This is a genomic window from Jannaschia seohaensis, from assembly GCF_900116765.1.
GTDB lineage: Bacteria > Pseudomonadota > Alphaproteobacteria > Rhodobacterales > Rhodobacteraceae > Jannaschia > Jannaschia seohaensis.
The window spans coordinates 79,403-99,089 of record NZ_UETC01000007.1 but is presented as its reverse complement, the minus strand read 5'-3'; the positions used below and the strand labels follow the sequence as shown (position 1 = coordinate 99,089).

Genomic DNA, 19,687 nt, shown 5'->3' with positions numbered 1-19,687 from the left:
CCTCAGAACATCATGCAATCCGCCCCGGGCGGGGGGAGTTCGGCGCCCTCGGGCAGGGTCGGGACGTAGTCGAAGCTGGCGATACTGGCCCCCTCGTCGAAAGCGATGAACAGCTGGTTCGAGCCGGGCCGGATCGCGATCCCCTCGGGGTCGCTGCCATATTCCCAGAGCGAGGCCGTCGCCAGGAGCGCGCCCTCGGGAGAGAATTCATAGAGCGCGTTCGTCCCCTCCCGGTCGTCGACGATCAGCAGATGGCCCGTGCGCGGGTCGATGGCGATCCCCTGCGGCTCCATCAGCGGCGGGTCGAGCCGCGTGGTGTCGATCCGGCGCGCGATGGCGCCGTCGGGGGTGAACCAGGTCAGGCGCTCCGGATCGTCCTCGACCGTCACCAGCATCCCGTCTGCCGCGACCGCCACGCCTTCGATGTCGGAATAGCCGCCCTCCACCGGAAAGGGCGGGCCCAGCGGCGCGCCGTCCTTGGTCAGCCGCTGCATGCGGCCATAGCCGTCGCCGACGATCAGATGATCCTTCTCCAAGGCGATGGCCTTGATGCGGCTGAGATCGGCGCGGATGCGGCGCAGCTCCTCTCCGGCGAGCGTCACGAGGACGGCCTCCGGTCCTTCATTCGCGATCCACAGCCCGCAAAAGGTCGGGTCGTAGTCCAGGCTCGCCGGGCGGTTCAGCCGGTAGCTTTCGGTCAGCTTCAACTCCAGCGCCGCGCTAGGCGTCGCCAAGAGGCCCATGCAGATGACCAGTCCCAACCGTCCCATGCGACACTCCATGCCTCGTTTTTCAGGAGGCTGGCCCTAGCTCGCTCAAGGTCAAGGGAAACGACCGACCAACGAGGATCTCATGGGCCACGCAATCGTCATCGGCGCCTCCGGCGGGATCGGCGCCGCGCTCGCCGACCGGCTGGCCGACAGCCACGACGTCACCCGTCTGTCTCGCAGCGCGGAGGGGCTCGACGTGACCGACGAGGCCTCGATCGCGGCAAGCCTCGCGCCCCTGCCCCCCGTCGATCTCGCCTTCGTCGCCACCGGCATCCTCGCGCCCGAGGGGCACGCCCCCGAAAAGGCGCTCGACGCGATCGACGCCGACGCCATGGCGCGCATCTTCGCGGTTGACGCCATCGGCCCGGCCCTCGTGCTGAAGCACCTCGCGCCGAAGCTCACCGAAACCGCCCGCGTCGGCGTGCTGACAGCCCGCGTTGGCTCCATCGGGGACAACAGAATGGGCGGCTGGTACAGCTATCGCGCGGCCAAGGCGGCCGCGAACCAGATCGTCCATGGCGCGGCGATAGAGATCGGGCGCAAGCGCAAGAACTCGGTCGTTGTCGCCCTCCATCCCGGCACCGTGGAGACCCCGTTCACCGAAGGCTACAAGGCCAAGAAGGTCACGGCCGCGCAGGCCGCCGAGAACCTGATCGGCGTGCTGACCGGGCTCGATCCGTCCGAGACGGGCGGTTTCTTCGACTATGCCGGGGAACGGATCGAATGGTAGGCCGGCTGATCCTGGTCCTGGGCGACCAACTCTCCGACGATCTGTCGGCCCTGCGGGAGGGAGACCCGACGACCGATACGGTCGTCATGGCCGAGGTCCAGGCCGAGACGGATTACGTCCTGCACCACCCCAAGAAGATCGCGTTCCTCTTCGCCGCGATGCGCAAGCACGCCGCGCGCCTGCGGCAGGCGGGCTGGACGGTGCGCTACACCACGCTCGACGATCCCGAGAACAGCCAGTCCATCCCGGGCGAACTGCTGCGCGCCGCCGAGGCGACCGGCGCGGCCGAAGTCCTCGCGACCGAGCCGGGCGAGTTTCGCCTGATCTCCGCGCTGGAGGACGCCCCCCTCCCCGTCCACATGTTCCCCGACGACCGCTTCCTCTGCTCCCACGCGGAGTTCGAAGCCTGGGCCGAGGGACGCAAGGAATTGCGGATGGAGTGGTTCTACCGCGAGATGCGCCGCAAGACCGGCCTGATGATGGAGGACGACAAGCCTGCGGGCGGCAAGTGGAATTACGACCATGACAACCGCAAGCCGCCGAAGGACGGCTTGGACGCCCCCGGCCCTATGCGCTTCACCCCCGACGAGACCGTGGAAGAGGTGCTGGACCTGGTCCGCGCCCGCTTCGGAAACCGCTACGGTCGGCTCAACGATTTCTGGTTCGCGACCGAGCCGGGCCAGGCCCGCCGCGCGCTGAGCCATTTCGTCAAACGCAGCCTGCCGCTCTATGGCGACTACCAAGACGCGATGGTCGCGGGCGAGCCGTTCATGTTCCACGCGATGCTCTCGCCTTACATCAATGCCGGGCTTTTGGGCTGGCGCGAGGTCTGCAAGGCTGTCGAGGACGCCTGGAAGGCCGGCGAGGTGCCGATCAACGCCGCGGAAGGCTTCATCCGCCAGATCATCGGTTGGCGGGAGTTCATCCGCGGCGTCTACTTTCTGGAGGGCCCCGATTACACCGCGCGCAACGTGCTGGGGCACGACCGGGACCTGCCGGAATTCTACTGGACTGGCGAAACCGACATGGCCTGCCTCCGCGAATGCGTCCGCACGACCATGGACGAGGCCTATGCCCACCATATCCAGAGGTTGATGGTGACCGGGAACTTTTCGCTTCTGGCGGGAATCAGTCCGGCCCAGATCCACGACTGGTATCTCAGGGTCTATGCCGATGCCTATGAATGGGTCGAGGCCCCGAACGTCATCGGAATGTCACAATTCGCCGATGGCGGTGTTGTCGGCTCGAAACCCTATGTGTCAGGCGGCAATTACATCGCCCGGATGTCCGATTACTGCAAGGGCTGCGCCTACTCGGTCAAGGAGAAGGTCGGCGACAGGGCCTGCCCGTTCAACCTCTTGTATTGGCACTTTCTTGACCGCCATCGCGCACGGTTTCAGTCCAATCCGCGGATGGCTCAAATGTATCGCACCTGGGACAGGATGGAGGCCGATCGGAGGGGCGCGGTGATCGCCGGAGGAGACCGGATTTTGGCCCGTCTGGACGCGGGCGAACGGGTCTGACGGCGCAGGAATACCGCCGATCCGCCGTATTTCCGACCCGTGTCCCCCGTAGCGTTAACCGTGCGGAAAGGACCTTCGGAGAGAATGCCATGTCCCTAGAGCGAATTCTCAGCCGTCTCGCCGGCGCCCAGCCCGTTGCCATCGAGGGCCCTGCCTCGGCGCTGAGTCATTCGGATCTGCGCGGCTCGGGGTCCTGGGCGAATGAATGGTCGGGGGCGGAGCGCGCGGTCCAGCGTGCCAAGACGCTCGCCCTGCCCGCCAAGGCCCGTCGCGCCGTGACCGAGTTGGAGGGCGAGCACGGACGCGTCTCGGTGCGCCCGTTGATGGCACCGCGCATGGCCAAGCTCTATGAACGGCTGTTCGACAAGATGGAAGTCGAGGCCCCGACTTGCACGCTTCATGCCGGGGTGGCGATGAGCGTCTTTCTCAAGGCCGAGAGGCGCAGCGACGGCAGCGACCGGCTCGCAGACCTGTCCGTTGATCTGCTGATCGCCGACGACCAGGGCACGCCTTTGGTCGTGCTGCTTGCCGACGATCCCAAACGCCCGCAGAGGCAGATCCGCCGGGTGGACGCGCTGCTGGATGCGGGGCTGCCACATGTCGAGATCCCGGCGCGCCCGTCTCTCTCGGCGATTTGGCCCGAGATCGTTCCGCATATCGTGCGCCACTGACCGGCCTCGACCGCCCCCATCACTGACCATCCCCCGCCCGCATTTCGCACCAAGGAGTGCCGCGCGAGGCGGGCGGCCGGGTGAAGGGCCAGCCGCGCGTCGATCGAGGCGCGACGGATGTCTGTCAGGCGGATAGTCGTGGCTGAGCCCCCTGGACATGCGGGCGGGCGACAGCTGGTCCGATGAGACGCGACCCAGCCAGGCACAGGCAAAAATCTGCCCGTCGGGCGCTCCTGCCGGTTTACCCACGTCAGGTTCGGGTCACGCCGTGCCTTTCAACAGCTCCAACGCGATCTCGGAGCCATTCTTGACCCCATCGACGCTGATCACGGACGCCGCCGCCTCGTATCCTTCCGCGGCGGCGACCGTTGCGGCATCGACGGTCTCTGGGGTCGAGCCCGGCGATTCGCCGTCGACCGCCCCCGTGGGAACGTCATCGCTGACCACCTCGGGGTCGCCGGAGGGGGCGTCGCCCTCCTCGACCGGCGGGGGCGTCGTCAGCGCGGCGAATACGGAACTCGGATCCGCGCCCCCGGCGATCGAGGACGCCGCCAGCCCCTGCGCATTTTTCGGAAGCTCCACGCCCGCCGCTTTCGCCTCGGCCACGGCGACCTTCGCCATCTGACCGACCGCCTGGGCCGACTTGCCGGGTCGGGTCGGCATCGTCACGCTGCTCGATGTGATATCCATGGGAGCCCCTTCGTCTCGAAACGCATGACACCCGGTCTAGGCGCTCGGCATGAGGAAAGGGTTTCCCGCATCGGGAAAAGTCTGGACAATTGACCGGAAGTCGCGGCGCACCGAGACGCCGCGCCCGTGCCTGCGTCATCCGTCGCTTTCGGTCGTCCCGTCCGTCTGAGCGCCTTCGGCCGAAGCCGGCGCCACTTCGGTCCCGGTCGAGACCGATTCGCGCTCGGCCAGAGCGCCGCTGTCCCATCGACCGGATTCGACTTGGCCCGTGGCATAGCGCATCGTGCCCGGCCCCTGGCGGCGGCCTTCGGAGAAGGAGCCCTCGTAGACATCGCCATTGGCATAGGTAGCCACACCCTCGCCCTCGATCTCGCCGGCGCGCCAGCCGCCCTCGTAGACGAAGCCGTCGGCCATGGTGATCTTGCCCTGCCCCTCGCGCTGGCCGCGCACGAACTGCCCCTCGTAGACGGTGCCGTCGGCATAGGTCGCAACGCCCTGGCCGTGGCGCAGACCCGCTTCCCACTGGCCCTCGTAGCGGTAGCCGTCGGTAAAGGTCATCACCCCGAAGCCGTGGTTCTGCGCGTTGCGGAACCCGCCCTCATACACGAGGCCGTTCGGATATTCGGCACGGCCCTCGCCGTCGATCACGCCCTCGGCCCAGCCGCCTTCATATGTCGCCCCGTCGACATAGGTGATCTTGCCTTGCCCATGCGCGAGGTCGTCCTTGAACTCACCGACATAGACCGAGCCGTCGGGATAGGTCACTTCGCCCTGTCCCTCGATCCGGCCCTCAACCCATTCGCCAGTATAGAGATAGCCGTCGGTGCCGGTGAAGGTCCCGGTGCCGTGACGCCGGTCGGCCAGGAATCCCCCCTCATAGACATCGCCAGAGGCGTAGGTGACGCGGCCCTGTCCCTCACGTTGCCCGGCGACCAGCGTGCCGACATAGACGTCGCCATTGGGCTGGGTCAGCGTGCCTTCGCCATTGATCTGCCCGTCGACCCACTCCCCATCATAGATCAGCCCGTCCGGCGTGCGCAGCACCCCCTGGCCGGAGCGGACATTGCCCGCCATCTGGCCTTCATAGGTGGAGCCGTCGGGGTAGGTGATGCGGCCTTCACCCTCCTTGATGCCCGCGACCCAGCCGCCCTCGTAGCGGTAGCCGTTCGGGCTCTCCATCACGCCCTGACCGTCATGGAGCGCGTTCACGAACTGCCCGGTATAGCGGGTGCCGTTGGCGTAGTCGGCGGTGCCTTCGCCCTCGATCCGGCCTTCGACCCACTCCCCCTCATAGGTGCCGCCATCGGCGAAGGTGATGCGCCCCTGGCCCTCGGGCTTGCCCGCGACGAAAGCGCCCTCGTAGATTGAGCCGTCCGGGAAGCGCGCCCGGCCCTGGCCCCGGATTTCGCCATCGACCCATTCGCCGGTATATTCGTAGCCGGACGGCAGCGTGTAGGTGCCGGTCCCGTGCTGCTTGCCGTCGCGGAACGTGCCCTCATAGACACCGCCGCCTTCGTATTGCTTGGTCACGACCTCCTGCGCGAGGGCCTGTCCGGCCATCGCGGCCAGCGCCGCGCAAAATGTCCATCCCATCAAACGCGTCATGACTGCCCTTCTCCCACCCGTTCGAGGGTCGCTGCCGGTGGACAATAGGAGCACGGCTACCACCCCGCAACCACCCGTGTCCCGGGTGTCACAGCTTCGGCGCTTCCCCCCGCCCGAGCGGCGCGCTAGGTGCAGCCCGACACGCAAGGGACACGCCATGACCGATACCTTCCGCCTGACCCTGGCGCAGCTGAACTCCGTGATGGGCGATCTGCCCGGCAATGCGGCCAAGGCTCTGGACGCCTGGCGGCAGGGCCGCGACGCGGGCGCCGACATGGTGGCCCTGCCCGAGATGTTCCTGAGCGGCTACCAGCCCCAGGATCTCGTGCGGAAGCCCGCCTTCGTCGCCGACGCGACCCGCCATCTCAATGAGGTGATCGCCGCCACGGCCGACGGCCCCGCCATCGGCCTCGGCTGCCCACTCTGGCCCACGGGCGCGGAGAAGCCCTACAACGCCTATGTCGTCGCCCAGGGCGGCAAGGTGCTGGCCGAGATCGTCAAGCACCACCTGCCCAACTACAAGGTCTTCGACGAGAAGCGCTATTTCGAGAGCGGCGACGTGTCCGGTCCTTACGTCGTGAACGGCGTGCGCCTGGGCACGCCCATCTGCGAGGACGCCTGGTTCGACGACGTGACCGAGACCCTGGCCGAGACCGGCGCCGAGATCTTCGTCGTCCCCAACGGCTCGCCCTATTTCCGCGGCAAGCAGGACGTGCGCTACGGTCACATGGTCGCGCGCACGGTCGAGACCGGCCTGCCGCTCGCCTATCTGAACCTCGTCGGAGGCCAGGACGACCAGATCTTCGACGGGGCGAGCTTTGTGCTCAACCCCGGCGGCATCCAGGCCGCGCATCTCCTCTCCTTCGAGGAGGAGATCCGCCATGTCGATTTCGCCCGCACCGAGGACGGCTGGCGCGCCCAGCCCGGCCACCTGTCGCCTCAGCCCGAAGGGCCCGGCGCCGACTACCGGGCGATGGTGCTGGCGCTGCGGGATTACATGGGCAAGACCGGCTTCCGCACCGCCTGCCTGGGCCTCTCCGGCGGCGTCGACAGCGCCATCGTCGCGGCCATCGCCACCGACGCGCTGGGGCCGGAGAACGTGCATTGCGTGATGCTGCCCTCGCGCTACACCTCCGAGCACTCGCTGGAGGACGCGCGCGGCGTGGCCGACCGGTTGGGCGTGCGGCTGGACACCGTGCCCATCGCACCCGCGGTCGAGGCGATGGACGGCATGCTCGCCCCGATCTTCGAGGGCCGCGCCCCCGATCTGACCGAAGAGAACATCCAGTCCCGCATCCGCGGCATGACCATGATGGCGATCTCGAACAAGCTGGGGGGCATGCTGCTGACCACCGGGAACAAGTCAGAGGTCGCGGTCGGCTATTCGACGATCTACGGCGACATGGCGGGCGGCTACAATCCGGTGAAAGACCTCTACAAGACCGACCTCTTCGAGGTCTGCCGCTGGCGCAACGCCAACCATGTCGACTGGTTCAAGGGCCCCTCAGGCGAGGTCATGCCCGAGCGCGTCATCTCCAAGCCGCCCACGGCGGAACTGCGCGAGGATCAGAAGGACGAGGACAGCCTGCCGCCCTATCCCGTGCTCGACGACATCCTCAAACGGCTGATCGACGAGGAACAATCGGTCGCTGAGGTCGTCGCCGCCGGGCACGATCGCGACACGGTCAAGCATGTGGAGCGGCTGATCTACCTGTCCGAATACAAGCGCTTCCAATCCGCGCCCGGCGCGCGGCTCAGCCAGCGCGCCTTCTGGCTCGACCGCCGTTACCCTATCGTGAACCGCTGGCGCGATCCGTCCTGAGGCTCACTTCAACTGCGAGTCCTTCGACCCGCGGCGGTTGATACCGCCCCGCGGGGCGGCACGCCCATCCCGCTCGGACGCGCAGTCGAGGCACAGCTTCACACCCGGCAAGGCCGCCCGCCGCGCCTCCGAAATCGGCTCCTCGCATTCCGCGCAATGGGTCCGGCTCTCGCCCTGCGGCGTCTTCGCTGCACGCATGCGCGCCAGCTCGTCCTGGATTGAGGCCTCGATCTGCTCCCCGACAGCCCCGTCCCGCGTCCACCCGCCAGCCATACAACGCCTTTCCGGGGGCGCCCGCGCCCTCCTCTTCTTCCCTGCGAAAATATCCTGGGGGGTCCGGGGGGCAAAGCCCCCCGGCGGATCGGACCGCCCCTGCGGTCCGACGACCCCTCGTCAGGCCGGAACCATGCCCTTCTCGCGCGCCAGCTCCCGCACACGCTTCTGCAGCTTCTCGAAGGCCCGCACCTCGATCTGGCGGATCCGCTCACGCGAGACGTCGTATTTGCTCGACAGATCCTCCAAGGTGACGGTCTCCTCGCTCAGCCGCCGCTGGGTCAGGATATCCTTCTCCCGATCGTTGAGCACGTCCATCGCTTCGACCATGAGGCCAATCCGGCTCTCATACTCGTCCTTTTCGGCATAGTCGGCGGCCTGATCGGCATCGTCGTCGGTCAGCCAGTCCTGCCACTGCGTGCTGGACTCGCCGTCGGTCCCGACCATGACGTTGAGCGACGCGTCGCCCCCCGACATGCGCCGGTTCATCGACGTCACCTCCTCTGCCGTCACGCCGAGGTCGGTGGCGATGCGCTCGACATTCTCGGGACGCAAATCGCCCTCTTCCAGAGCACCGATCCGGTTCTTCGCCTTGCGCAGGTTGAAGAACAGCTTCTTCTGCGCGCTCGTGGTGCCGAGCTTCACCATCGACCAGGAGCGCAGGACATATTCCTGGATCGCGGCCCGGATCCACCACATCGCATAGGTCGCCAGACGGAAGCCCTTCTCGGGGTCGAACTTCTTTACGGCCTGCATCAGGCCGACATTCGCCTCGCTGATGACTTCGGCCTGCGGCAAGCCATAGCCGCGATACCCCATTGCGATCTTGGCGGCGAGGCGCAGATGGCTGGTCACCAGCTTATGGGCGGCCTCGGTATCCTCGTCCTCCACCCACCGCTTGGCGAGCATGTATTCCTCTTCCGGCTCCAGCATCGGAAACTTGCGGATTTCCTGCAGGTAGCGGTTCAGACCCTGCTCCGGCGACGGGGCCGGAAGATTGGCGTAAGCGGCCATTCGGTCACTCCCTCATGTTAATGGGCTTAACACCCCTTTCTGGTGGAAATGGGGAAGCCCGGGGCGGGATTCAAGATGTCGCGGGTCACGTCAGCGTGGCCCACCCTTGGAGGTGGTGTAGCTTATGCGCTCCACCGCGCATAGTCTCGCAAACGCGATACACACCCTGCATTTCCGCACCAAACGATCTATCTCTTCACGTCGACCCAACGCCACGCGCCCGAACTGGTTTCGGCGCGATTAACGGGCCGCGCCCTGCAGCGCGGCCAGCAGCGCCGCCATGTCGTCGGGCAAGGGCGCTTCGAACGACATCTCCACCCCGCTCACCGGATGGACGAAGCCCAGTTCGGCGGCATGGAGCGCCTGGCGCGGGAAGGCCGCCGCGGCCTCCGCCCCCGGCTGGCCGCGCGGCATCGCCCGGCGCCCGCCATAGACCGGATCGCCGATCAGCCCGTGGCCCGCATGAGCCAGATGCACCCGGATCTGATGCGTGCGCCCGGTCTCCAACCGGCAGGAGATCAGCGCCGCCGCGCCCAGATCCTCCTCCACCCAGACCCGCGTGACGGCATGGCGCCCGCCCTCCCAGGTGACGGCCTGCCGCTGCCGGTCGGTGCGGTGGCGCGCGAGCCGCGTCGTGATCTTCAGAACCGCGCCCGGCTCCCAACTGATGCCGCGCAGGCCGCGCAGACGCGGGTCGGCTGGGTCCGGCACGCCATGGCACAGCGCCAGATAGCGCCGCCGCGCCGTATGCGCCTCGAACTGAGCGGCCAGCCCGTGATGCGCCGCGTCCGACTTGGCCACCACCAGCAGACCGGACGTGTCCTTGTCGATCCGGTGGACGATCCCCGGACGCTTCTCGCCGCCCACGCCCGAGAGACGCCCTCCGAAATGATGCAGCAACGCGTTCACCAAGGTGCCGCCGGGCGAGCCGGGCGCCGGATGCACCACCATGCCCGCCGGCTTGTCGATCACGATCAGGTCGTCGTCCTCGTGGACGACCACCAGGGAAATGTCCTCGGCCCGGGTCTCGACCTCCGCCGCCTGGGGCAGGTCGACCTCGACCACATCGCCCTCCGACGCCCGGTCCTTGGCCCCGGCCAGGGCGCCATTCACCCGCACCCGCCCCTCGGCCAGGAGCCGTGCGAGGCGCGACCGGCTCAGATGCGCCTCGGCTGGCACGTCCCGGGCGATTGCCTTATCGAGGCGCGGCGGCGGGTTCGCCGCCAGGGTAAAGCGCAGTGTCTCGGAGAGGGCGGACGACATGGACGAGTTTCCGGAACCGGCCAACCTGCGCTTTCTGCGCCTGCTGGTGACGGTGCTGACGACGGTGATGATCGTGGGCCTCCTAGTGGTCGTGACCCTGCTCGTCCAGCGCTTGCGCGTGCCGGACATCCCCGTGCCCGAGGCGCTAACCCTGCCCGAGGGTGCCACGCCCCATGCCGTCACCCAGGGGCCGGGCTGGTGGGCGGTGGTCACGGAGGGGGGACGAATCCTCATCTTCGACGGCGCCGGGGCGCTGTTGGACGAGGTGGCAGTGACCCTGCCCGAATGACGCGGCAGAGTTTTCTGCGAAAACTCTAGACAAAATCTTCCAGAAGATTTTGGCGTCGGCTAGCGAAGCAAGGGCGCCACCGTCGGCCAGAGCGACAGCACCAGAAGCCCGGCCATCGTCCAGTTGAAAGCCCGCAACCGCGCCGCGGAGGTGAGCCAGCGCCGCATCTGCACGCCCAGCAGCAACCAGCAGGAAATCGAGGGCAGGTTGACCAAGCTGAACACGGCCGCCACCGGCACCACCGCCCAAGCCCCCCCGGCGGTGTAGAGCGTCACCGCCGTCAGCGCCATGGTCCAGGCCTTCGGGTTCACCCACTGGAACGCCGCGGCCTGGAGAAAGGTAAAGGGCCGCCCCTCCGCCTCGGCCCGTCCCGGCGGCGGGGCGTTCGCGATCCGCCACGCCAGCCAGAGCAGATAGACCACCGACCCCACGGCCAGAGCGGTCCTCGCCCAGGGCACCGCCTCGAACACCTGCGCCAGCCCCAGCCCCACCAGCACGATCATCGCCGCGAAGCCGATCGAGATGCCCAGCGCATGGGGCACCGAGCGGGCCACCCCGAAATTCGCCCCAGAGGCGAGGATCATCAGGTTGTTCGGCCCCGGCGTGATCGACGAGGCGAAAGCGAAGGCCACAAGGCCCAGGAGGAGATCGGCGCTCATGGCGCAAGTATTGACAGGCATTCCGCGCCATGTCCTTGCGTTTTGGAGTGTCGAGGCGCAGATTTCGCACACAATGACCGCTCCCGACCCGTTCGACGACAGCATCTTGCGCATCCTCTCCCGCGAGGGGCGCATCACCAACCAGGCGCTCGCCGCACGCGTCGGCCTCTCGCCCTCGGCGACGCTGCGCCGGGTGCAGGCGATGGAGCGGTCCGGCCTGATCCGCGGCTACCGTGCCGTCATCGACCCGGAGCGGGCGGGGATCGGGTTCACCGCCTTCATCGCCGTGGGGCTGAACGACCACACCAAGGCGGGCCAAGAGGCTTTCGAGCGCGCCATGGCCCGCGCCCCCGAGGTGCGCGAGTGCCATAACGTCACCGGGTCGGTCGAATACCTCCTGCGCGTCGAGGCGCGCGACCTCGCCGCCTACAAGCATTTCCACACGGAGATCCTGGGCGTCCTGCCCCAGGTCGCGGCGTTGACGACCTATGTCGTGATGGGCTCGCCGAAGGACGAACGGGCCTGAGCTGCCCCGCTCAGAGCACCACCGCCAGAAGAACCACCAGCACCAGCGCCGCCAGAACGATCAAGGTGATCTTGCGGCGCTGCAACGGCGCCCCGGTCGCGGCGGCGGGGGTGGCGATGCCGGGCGTCTTGGCGGCGGGCGGCAACTCGCGCGGGACATTGTCGACCTCGGCCGGGGCGAAGCTGCCGATATGGGTCAGCTCGGGGCGGGGGTGCAGCTCCGACAGGCCCTCCACGGCCCGCGGCGCCAACACGGCCACGTCGCCCGAGAGCGCGTCGAGCCGCGCCGCCTGCGCCGCCAGGGTCTCGGCCGGGATGTCATGGGCCTGGGCCAGATAATCGCGCAACGACAGCGGGGCGATGTCGGAGATCGCGAAGACCTCCGCATAGGTCGTGTCGATCTCCGCTCCGAATGCATCGCGCAGGGGCGTGGCGCCTTCGGGCGGCGCTTCTTCGAGGCGCGACAGATAGGTCTGGTGGGCGAGGCTCACGGACCCGTCGCTGACGGAGAACACATGAATACGAGGATCGCGGGGCAGCAAGGTGAAGGGCACGTCAGCGGCTCCGGTCAGGGGCAATCGGAAAAGACACTACGTCCGATGGCGGCCGAGTCCAATGGAAGACCGGCTCGGGCCGGCCGGTCTCGTGCGGCATATCCACCAATGGCAGACCCAGCCGCGCGATCAGGCGCAGGGCTGCGACGTTGCGGGCATCGGTGCTGACGACGATCCGCTGCGCCTCCGTCGCCGCCCCGACCGGCGAAGCCACGCCCCGCATCGCCACCTGCCACAGCCCGCGCCCTTGGGCCGCCCGGGCCAGGGGGATGCCGAGTTCCAGTTCGGCGCCGCCCTCGGTCAGATGCAGCCCCAAATCCCCCAGCAGGGCATCGGTCTCCGCATCGGCGATCCCGATCCGCCACCAGCGCCCCCGCGGAAAAGGCGCGCCTCCCGGTCGCCGCGATCGGCGCGGAATGCCTTCAGATCGTCGGGCAGGAGGCGCCGCAGTCTGACCGGACCGCCAGGTCGGGGACGCGGATCCATGGCCGGCCCCCACGGCGTCAAAACCCTTGCAGAAGGCGCCGCGGCGCGTTTCCCTTCGCGAAAAGGAGCCCCCATGACCCACATCCCCGGCATCGGCCACAATTCCGGCGAGGACCGCCAAGGCTACACCGGCCGCCTGCACCAGTGGCGCCGCGCGCGCCGGGCGCTGCTCGGCGCGACCCTTCCTGTCGAGGTGGTCCGGCTGCGTGTGCGCCGCGCGGCGGCGTTGGGGCTGGACTATGGCACCTATGCCAGCGTGCGCGCGGGGACCGGCCGCGACATCGCGGCGCTGCTCTTTTCCTCCAACGCGCTGCGGATGCTGCGCCGGGCCGAGATCGACGGCGCCCGCGCCGCGAAACTGGCTCAGGCAGCGGCGGAGCGCGCCGCCCTGATCCACCGCCCCCTCTCTGTCGCCGCGCCCGAGCCCCTCGACTGGGCGGCCCGCGCGCCGTCCTTCGCAGACAGTCCCACCGCGCTGCGCAGGCACCTCTCGGAGACGCTCAAGGCCCACGGGCTGCCGGCGGACTCGGTTCTCCTGATCGGCGATACGGCTTTCGAAGCCAGCTGGTGCGCGGCGATACGGGCGGCGGGCTATGTGACCTCGGACGCCTATTTCGGCGATGCGGCCTGAGCTTGCACCGGGATCGCCCGGCGGCGTCGTGCGCCTCCGGCGGGGATATTTATGCAGGGAAGAAAGCGCCGCGTTGGCCCCGGTGACCTTGGCTTGGCGCACGGGTTGCGGACCATCGGGACGCCGGGCCGCGCCGGTGACGCCGTCAGCCGGGCGCCTCAGACAGCCAGCCCACATCGGCGCGGGCATCGGCCAGCGCCCCCGCGCGATCGGGGAAGGCGCCGCGTGGCGGGTGCAGGCGGCGCCACCCATGGGCGTCCTCGGGGTCGCGGCGGCATTCGACCCAGAACCAGGCCGCGCCCTCCCGGATCAGATCGACGCAGCGGTCGCCGCCCGCGTCCTCGAGCGACACGACGACGACGGCCTTCACCCGGCCTCCGCCAGCCGCGCGACATAGCGGGCGAGCGTGTCGATCTCCAGGTTGACCGCATCGCCCTCGGCCATTGCGCCCCAGGTCGTCACCTCCTGGGTGTGCGGGATGATGTTGACGCCGAAGCTGGTGCCCTCGACCTCGTTCACCGTCAGCGACGTGCCGTTGAGCGCGACCGAGCCCTTGGGGGCGATGAAGCGCGCCAGATCGGCGGGCGCCTCGAAGACGAAACGCACCGAGTCGCCCTCGGCGGTCACCGACACGATCCGCGCCACGCCATCGACATGGCCTGAGACGATATGGCCGCCAAGCTCGTCTCCGACGCGCAGCGCCCGCTCCAGGTTGAGGCGGCGCCCTTCGGCCCAATCGTCCAGTGCCGTCTTCGACACGGTCTCGGCGCTCACATCCACGTCGAACCAGGCGCCGTCCGCGTCGCGGCCCCGGTCCACCACCGTCAGGCAGACCCCGTCGCAGGCGATGGAGGCGCCGATGTCGATGCCGTCCGGGTCATAGCCCGTCCCGATCCGCGCGCGCAGATCGCCGCGCCGCTCAAGGGCCCTGACCGTGCCGATATCGGTGACGATTCCGGTGAACATTCGCCTGTCTCCAAGGGTATCTGTTGCCCATTTGTTGCTAGTTGCGGTGGCCTCGGGCCGCAAGTGCCCCATTCCCGCCCAACTGCTGCGGCAGGTAAGGTGCGAGAGAAACCCGGAGGGCGCAATGCGGCCCGTTCGCCGATTCCTTTTCCTGCAGGGGCCTCATGGCCCCTTCTTCGACCGTTTGGGGCGTCTGCTCCGGGCGGCGGGGGCGGAGACGTGGCGCGTGGGCTTCAACCGCGGCGACGAAGCGTTCTGGTTCGACCGTCCCTCCTACATCCCCTTCCAGGCCGCGCCGGAGACCTGGCCCGAAACCCTGGACCGTCTGCTCGAAGAAAGAGAGATCACGGATGTCGTCCTCTATGGCGACACCCGGCCGGTCCATGCGCAAGCCGTCGCGGCCGCCAAGGCCCGCACCCTCACTGTTCACGTCTTCGAGGAAGGCTATCTGCGCCCCTGGTGGGTGAGCTACGAGCGGGGCGGGTCCAACGCGAATTCGCGCCTGATGGACAAGACGGTGCCCGAGATGCAGGCGGCCTTGGCGCAACTGGACCTGGACCTGCCGGACGCGCCGGCGCATTGGGGCGACATGCGGCACCACGTTTTCTACGGGATGCTCTATCACTGGTTCGTGCTGTCGCGGCCCGGGCGCTACCGCCTCTACAAGCCGCATCGCGACGTGACCGTGCTCAAGGAGTTCCGCCTCTACCTGCGCCGCCTCGTGACCATGCCGTTCACGGCACTGGAGCGGCGGGTCCGCACGCACCGCATCACGACGGGCGGCTTCCCCTACCATCTGTGCCTGATGCAGCTGGCCCATGATGCCAGCTTCCAGGCCCATTCGCCCTTTGCCACGATGACGGAGTTCCTGGAGACGGTGGTCGCGGGCTTCGCGGCGGGGGCGCCCTCGCATCACCACCTCGTGCTCAAGGCTCATCCGCTGGAGGACGGGCGCGCGCCGATCGTCCAGACGATCAAGCGGCTCACCAAGGAGCACGGGCTGGAAGGACGGGTCCACTATCTGCGGGGCGGCAAGCTGGCGGCGCTAATGAACGAGGCGCGGTCGGCCATCACCGTCAATTCCACGGCGGCCCAACAGGCGTTGTGGCGAGGCTTGCCGGTGCTGGCGCTGGGGCGCTCGGTCTATTCCAAGCCGGAATTCGTCAGCGACCAGGACCCTGCCGCGTTCTTCGCCGAGCCGACCCGCCCCGACAGCCGCGCCTATCGCGATTACCGCCATTACCTGCTGGAGACCTCGCAGGTCGCCGGCGGGTTCTATTCGGCGCGCGGGCGCCGGCAATTGCTGCGTCAGGTCGTCGACATGATGCTGGCGGAGCTCGACCCCTATGACCGCCTGGAAGCCGGCAAGCCGGCGCCCCGGCAGAACTTGAAACTCGTCTCGGGTTAGGGACAAACGAAATTTCGCCCGGACGGGGGATCAGCCCCCGCGAGAGGCTAATGAGGCAGAACGAAAGGGCAGACACGTGAGCATGCACAATAACCGGGGGGCGCGGGCCGTGGCCCTGTGCCTTGCCCTGACGACCATCGCCAGTTGCGGCACCTTGCCCCGCTCGGGGCCCTCCAAGAACGAGATCTACGCGGGGAGTGTCTTGCGCGAGGGCGACGCCTTCGTCGTTTCGGTCAACGACCGGGTGACGACGGCGACATCGGTGACGCCGGCGCTCGGCTTTTCCGACGCCTTCATCAACGCGTCGCCGCTGGGAGCCGACACGATCCGACCGGGCGACACGCTTGGCCTGATCGTCTACGAGAATGTCGAGGACGGTTTGCTGACCAATGCGGGCGCCTCGGCCTCGCTGATCGACGAGTTGCAGGTCGATGGCGCGGGCTTCATCTTCATCCCCTATGCGGGCCGCATCCGCGCGGCGGGCAACACGCCCGAGGCGCTGCGCCGCATCATCACCCAGCGCCTGGACCAGCAGACGCCCGACCCGCAGGTTCTGGTGCGCCGCCTCGCGGGCGACGGGGCGACCGTGTCGGTCGTGGGCGGCGCCACCGCCCAGGGCGTCTATCCGATCGAGCGCCCGACCCGCACGCTGACCGCGATGATCGCGGCCGCGGGGGGCGTCTCGATCCCGACCGAGATCGCGCGCGTCTCCGTCTCGCGCGGGCATCTGACGGAAACGGTCCTGCTGGAGGACCTGTATCGCAATCCGCAGCTCGACATCGCGCTTCGGAACGGCGACCGCATCCTTATCGAAGAGGACAGCCGCGCCTTCACCGTTCTGGGCGCCACCGGCTCGCAGCAGCGTCTGGAGTTCCAGACCGATCTCGTCTCGGCCATCGAGGCGCTCGCTCAGGTGGGCGGGCTCCAGCCGCAACTGGCCAACCCGACCGGGGTCTTCATCTTCCGCAACGAGCCCGAAGAGATCGCCGAGGCCGTTCTGGGCCGTGACGATCTGATCGGAACGCAGCGCATGGTCTATGTCCTGGATCTGACCGCGCCCACGGGCATGTTCAACGCGCGCGACTTCATCATCCGCGACGGAGACACGGTCTACGTCACCGAGGCGCCGATCGTGGCCTGGAACCGCTCGGTCGCCGCGATCTTCGGGTCGCTCACGCCGATCAATGCCGCGGTGAACACGGTCGAGGGCCTCTGATGGGACGCCATGTGAGACGGCGCTCCTGGCAGGGGCTGGTGAAGGCGGCGGTGGCGTCCTGCGTGGCGCTGGCGCTGGTGCCGCCGGGGGACGATCCGGACCTGATCCCGCTGGTGGTGGCCGTGGTGCTGGCGGGGCTGGCGCTGACCGGCCTGGCGCTGGCGCTGCTGCGGCGGCCCCAGGGCTGAGCGCGCAATCCGGAGGGCGGCATGACGCAACGGATCACCGGAGGCTGCCATTGCGGGGCGGCGCGCTACCGCGGCCGCGGCGCGGCCGCCGCCCCCTTCCGTTGCTATTGCCGCGACTGCCAGCGGCTGACCGGCACGGGCCATGCCGAGATGCTGCCGCTGGAGCGCGATAGCCTGCACCTCGACGGCCCCGTCACCGAATACCGTATGACGGCTGGGTCGGGCGCCCCGACCTGGAGTGCGTTCTGCGCCACTTGCGGCGCGCCGCTGACCCGGCGCAGCGACCGCATGTCCGACCTCGTCTACGTTCATGCCGCGTCGCTCCACGCGCCCGAACACTACAGCCCAGAGCGCATCCTCTACCCCGAAGCCGCGCAGCGCTGGGACCGGCCCTGAGCGCCGAAATCCCATGACCGTGCCCCGCACCGCCCGGGTCCTGTCGCTGGGGCTGCTCTCCACCCGCATTCGGCGCATCGCCTGGCTCGCCGGCTGGGACCTGAAGCCCGGCTGGCCGCGTGCGGGCGAGCATGTCGCGGCCTGGGGCATGGACGGCCCCTCCGCGCGCCGGGCCGAGGCCGTCGCCGCGCGCACCGGCTCTCCCATTCTGCGGCTGGAGGACCCCTGGCTCCGCTCCCTCCATCCCGGCCGCGCCGGGGAGCCGCCGCTGGGCCTGTTGATCGACGAACGGACGGCCCATTACGACGCCACACGCCCGAGCGACCTGGAGACCCTGCTCGCCACCCACCCGTTCGACGACGGCGACCTGATGGCCCGCAGCCGCGCCGCGATGGAGGCATGGCGCCGCTCCGGCGTCAGCAAATACGCCGCGACCCGGACCGACCTGGAACCGCCCGCTCCGGGCTATGTCCTCGTCGTCGATCAGACCCGCGGGGATGCGTCGATCCGTCACTCTGGCGCGACCGAGACGACCTTCCGCGAGATGCTGATGCTCGCCCGGGAGGAGCACCCGACCCGGCCCGTTCTCATCAAGACCCACCCGGAGGCGCAGCGGGGCCTGCGCCCCGGCCATTACAGCGACGCCGACGCCACCCATGGCGCGGTGCTAGAGGACCGACCCCTGCCCCCGGCCACGCTGCTGGCGGGCGCGGTCGCGGTCTATACCGTCAGTTCCGGCCTGGGTCTGGAGGCGATCCTCCACGGCCACCGCCCGCAGACCTTCGGCCGCCCCGCCTGGTCGGGCTGGGGCCTCGACGATCCGCGCGACCCGTTGCCCCGGCGCCAGCGGCGGTTGACGCGGGCACAGCTTTTCGCGGCGGCGGCCGTGCTCTACCCGCGCTGGTACGATCCGCATCGCGACGGCCTCTGCGACCCGGTCGATGTGGTGCGCCTGCTGGAGGCCCGCGCCCGGGCCTGGCGCGAGGACAGGGCCGGCTGGTGCGCGCCGGGGCTGCGCCTGTGGAAACGCGCGCCCCTACGCCGCTTCCTGTCGGGCCGTCTCACCTTCCGCGAGGAGCGCCCGCAGGGAGGCGACGAGCCCCCGCGCCGCCTCGAATGGGGTCTGCCCTCGGATCGCAGCATCGCCGACGCCCCGGCCGTCACGCGCCTGGAGGACGGCTTTCTCCGATCCCGCGGGCTGGGGGCGGAGCTGGTCCCGCCCCTGTCGCTCGTGCTGGATAGGCAGGGCCTCTACTACGACCCGACCCACCGCTCGGACCTGGAGGACGCGATCGCCCGCGCCGCCCGGCTTCCGCCCGACGCGCTCGCGCGGGCGCGGGCCTTGCGTGCCGCCGTGGTCGCCCTGGGCCTCTCGAAATACAATCTCGACCGCCCCCTGCCCGACCTCCCCGACCGGCCGTTCCTGCTCGTGCCGGGCCAGGTCGCGGACGACGCCTCCGTGCGGCTGGGAACGACGCATGTCACGGACAATGCCGGCCTGCTGCGCGCCGCGCGCGCCGCCAACCCGGACGCGGTGATCGTCTACAAGCCGCATCCGGATGTCGAAGCGGGCCTGCGCGACGGCGCGATCGACGCGGCCGAGGCCGACATGGTCGCCACCGAGGCTCCCCCGATCCCGCTGATCGAGCGGGCGGCCGGGGTCTGGACGCTGACTTCGCTGCTGGGCTTCGAAGCGCTTTTGCGGGAGGTGCCGGTCACGACGCTGGGGGCGCCCTTCTATGCCGGCTGGGGCCTGACCGACGACCGTGGTCCGATCCCCGCACGCCGCCATGCGGCGCGCCCCTCGCTCGACGCGCTGACCCATGCTGTGCTGATCGACTACCCGCGCTATTTCGATCCGATCCTGGGCGCCGCCTGCCCGCCCGAAACGGCGGTGCATCGCCTGGCCCACGGGCCGCACCCGAATCCGGGCGGGGCCAACCGTCTGTTGTCGAAGCTCCAGGGCGCCTTGGCGACCCACGCCCATCTCTGGCGCCGCTAGGGGAAC

At 69.0% G+C, this 19,687-nt stretch carries 23 protein-coding genes; 12 read left to right on the top strand and 11 right to left on the bottom strand.

The window, feature by feature from the left end:
* Positions 1–2: 2 nt before the first annotated feature.
* Positions 3–770 (bottom strand): NHL repeat-containing protein, encoded by a 768-nt coding sequence (locus DTQ71_RS15135; RefSeq protein ID WP_245947574.1) that lies wholly within the window; start codon positions 768–770, stop codon positions 3–5.
* Between the two features lie 82 nt (positions 771–852).
* Here DTQ71_RS15135 and DTQ71_RS15130 point away from each other — a divergent pair, with 82 nt between their 5' ends.
* The 3 genes from DTQ71_RS15130 (at position 853) to DTQ71_RS15120 (ending at position 3,694) form a co-directional block, all read left to right on the top strand.
* Entirely contained in the window at positions 853–1,500 is a 648-nt protein-coding gene (locus tag DTQ71_RS15130; RefSeq protein ID WP_109565137.1) for an SDR family NAD(P)-dependent oxidoreductase, read from the top strand.
* Positions 1,494–3,023, top strand: coding sequence for a cryptochrome/photolyase family protein (locus DTQ71_RS15125; RefSeq protein WP_109565136.1), 1,530 nt, complete (start codon positions 1,494–1,496; stop codon positions 3,021–3,023). Before DTQ71_RS15130 ends, DTQ71_RS15125 begins: the two co-directional genes overlap by 7 nt.
* Before the next feature lie 89 nt (positions 3,024–3,112).
* On the top strand, positions 3,113–3,694 hold the full coding sequence (locus DTQ71_RS15120; RefSeq protein WP_109565135.1) for a PDDEXK family nuclease: 582 nt from the start codon (positions 3,113–3,115) through the stop codon (positions 3,692–3,694).
* A 261-nt stretch (positions 3,695–3,955) separates the two neighbouring features.
* On the opposite strand, the gene DTQ71_RS15115 is transcribed toward DTQ71_RS15120, so the two are convergent.
* Positions 3,956–4,384 (bottom strand): hypothetical protein, encoded by a 429-nt coding sequence (locus DTQ71_RS15115; RefSeq protein ID WP_109565134.1) that lies wholly within the window; start codon positions 4,382–4,384, stop codon positions 3,956–3,958.
* Positions 4,385–4,519: 135 nt separating this feature from the next.
* The gene (locus DTQ71_RS15110; protein ID WP_109565133.1) at positions 4,520–5,989 is read right to left on the bottom strand and encodes an MORN repeat-containing protein; all 1,470 of its coding nucleotides are present in this window, start codon (positions 5,987–5,989) and stop codon (positions 4,520–4,522) included.
* Positions 5,990–6,146: 157 nt separating this feature from the next.
* Between DTQ71_RS15110 and DTQ71_RS15105 the strand changes: the two genes are divergently transcribed.
* Complete coding sequence (locus DTQ71_RS15105; RefSeq protein WP_109565132.1) at positions 6,147–7,811, top strand: NAD+ synthase; 1,665 nt, start codon at positions 6,147–6,149, stop codon at positions 7,809–7,811.
* Positions 7,812–7,814: 3 nt separating this feature from the next.
* Here the strand turns inward: DTQ71_RS15105 and DTQ71_RS15100 are convergent, their stop codons facing one another.
* The 3 genes from DTQ71_RS15100 to DTQ71_RS15090 all read right to left on the bottom strand — a co-directional run bounded on the left by DTQ71_RS15100 (position 7,815) and on the right by DTQ71_RS15090 (position 10,361).
* Positions 7,815–8,084, bottom strand: a complete 270-nt coding sequence (locus DTQ71_RS15100) for a DksA/TraR family C4-type zinc finger protein (RefSeq protein ID WP_109565131.1) — start codon at positions 8,082–8,084, stop codon at positions 7,815–7,817.
* A 120-nt stretch (positions 8,085–8,204) separates the two neighbouring features.
* A complete protein-coding gene (gene rpoH / locus DTQ71_RS15095) occupies positions 8,205–9,098 on the bottom strand; it encodes an RNA polymerase sigma factor RpoH (protein WP_109565130.1) in 894 nt (297 codons plus the stop codon).
* Positions 9,099–9,338: 240 nt separating this feature from the next.
* On the bottom strand, positions 9,339–10,361 hold the full coding sequence (locus DTQ71_RS15090) for an RluA family pseudouridine synthase (protein WP_109565129.1): 1,023 nt from the start codon (positions 10,359–10,361) through the stop codon (positions 9,339–9,341).
* On the opposite strand from DTQ71_RS15090, the gene DTQ71_RS15085 reads away from it, so the two are divergent.
* Positions 10,360–10,650, top strand: a complete 291-nt coding sequence (locus DTQ71_RS15085) for a DUF6476 family protein (protein ID WP_109565128.1) — start codon at positions 10,360–10,362, stop codon at positions 10,648–10,650. The two genes, DTQ71_RS15090 and DTQ71_RS15085, sit on opposite strands and share 2 nt — an antisense overlap.
* A 59-nt stretch (positions 10,651–10,709) precedes the next feature.
* Here DTQ71_RS15085 and DTQ71_RS15080 read toward each other — a convergent pair whose 3' ends face one another.
* Positions 10,710–11,309 carry a LysE family translocator gene (locus tag DTQ71_RS15080; protein ID WP_109565127.1) on the bottom strand — a complete coding sequence of 200 codons (600 nt, stop codon included), beginning with the start codon at positions 11,307–11,309 and terminating at the stop codon, positions 10,710–10,712.
* A gap of 73 nt (positions 11,310–11,382) precedes the next feature.
* On the opposite strand from DTQ71_RS15080, the gene DTQ71_RS15075 reads away from it, so the two are divergent.
* The gene (locus tag DTQ71_RS15075) at positions 11,383–11,835 is read left to right on the top strand and encodes an Lrp/AsnC family transcriptional regulator (protein WP_109565126.1); all 453 of its coding nucleotides are present in this window, start codon (positions 11,383–11,385) and stop codon (positions 11,833–11,835) included.
* 10 nt (positions 11,836–11,845) lie between these two features.
* Here DTQ71_RS15075 and DTQ71_RS23555 read toward each other — a convergent pair whose 3' ends face one another.
* Positions 11,846–12,388 carry a hypothetical protein gene (locus DTQ71_RS23555; RefSeq protein ID WP_170125446.1) on the bottom strand — a complete coding sequence of 181 codons (543 nt, stop codon included), beginning with the start codon at positions 12,386–12,388 and terminating at the stop codon, positions 11,846–11,848.
* A gap of 1 nt (position 12,389) precedes the next feature.
* A complete protein-coding gene (locus DTQ71_RS24660) occupies positions 12,390–12,887 on the bottom strand; it encodes a GNAT family N-acetyltransferase (RefSeq protein ID WP_170125445.1) in 498 nt (165 codons plus the stop codon).
* 60 nt (positions 12,888–12,947) lie between these two features.
* Here DTQ71_RS24660 and DTQ71_RS15060 point away from each other — a divergent pair, with 60 nt between their 5' ends.
* Positions 12,948–13,505 (top strand): hypothetical protein, encoded by a 558-nt coding sequence (locus tag DTQ71_RS15060; RefSeq protein ID WP_109565125.1) that lies wholly within the window; start codon positions 12,948–12,950, stop codon positions 13,503–13,505.
* Between the two features lie 145 nt (positions 13,506–13,650).
* Here DTQ71_RS15060 and DTQ71_RS15055 read toward each other — a convergent pair whose 3' ends face one another.
* On the bottom strand, positions 13,651–13,875 hold the full coding sequence (locus tag DTQ71_RS15055) for a hypothetical protein (protein WP_109565124.1): 225 nt from the start codon (positions 13,873–13,875) through the stop codon (positions 13,651–13,653).
* Positions 13,872–14,471, bottom strand: a complete 600-nt coding sequence (locus tag DTQ71_RS15050; protein WP_109565123.1) for a riboflavin synthase — start codon at positions 14,469–14,471, stop codon at positions 13,872–13,874. Before DTQ71_RS15050 ends, DTQ71_RS15055 begins: the two co-directional genes overlap by 4 nt.
* A 124-nt stretch (positions 14,472–14,595) precedes the next feature.
* Between DTQ71_RS15050 and DTQ71_RS15045 the strand changes: the two genes are divergently transcribed.
* From DTQ71_RS15045 to DTQ71_RS15025, 5 genes are all read left to right on the top strand, one after another.
* Positions 14,596–15,879: a capsule biosynthesis protein gene (locus tag DTQ71_RS15045; protein WP_109565122.1), complete on the top strand. Its 1,284-nt coding sequence runs from the start codon at positions 14,596–14,598 to the stop codon at positions 15,877–15,879.
* Between the two features lie 82 nt (positions 15,880–15,961).
* Positions 15,962–17,095, top strand: coding sequence for a polysaccharide biosynthesis/export family protein (locus DTQ71_RS15040; protein ID WP_172500063.1), 1,134 nt, complete (start codon positions 15,962–15,964; stop codon positions 17,093–17,095).
* Positions 17,095–17,283: a hypothetical protein gene (locus DTQ71_RS15035; protein WP_109565121.1), complete on the top strand. Its 189-nt coding sequence runs from the start codon at positions 17,095–17,097 to the stop codon at positions 17,281–17,283. Before DTQ71_RS15040 ends, DTQ71_RS15035 begins: the two co-directional genes overlap by 1 nt.
* A 21-nt stretch (positions 17,284–17,304) precedes the next feature.
* The gene (locus tag DTQ71_RS15030) at positions 17,305–17,679 is read left to right on the top strand and encodes a GFA family protein (RefSeq protein WP_109565120.1); all 375 of its coding nucleotides are present in this window, start codon (positions 17,305–17,307) and stop codon (positions 17,677–17,679) included.
* Between the two features lie 13 nt (positions 17,680–17,692).
* The gene (locus DTQ71_RS15025; RefSeq protein ID WP_109565119.1) at positions 17,693–19,681 is read left to right on the top strand and encodes a capsular polysaccharide biosynthesis protein; all 1,989 of its coding nucleotides are present in this window, start codon (positions 17,693–17,695) and stop codon (positions 19,679–19,681) included.
* The last annotated feature ends 6 nt before the right edge of the window (positions 19,682–19,687 follow it).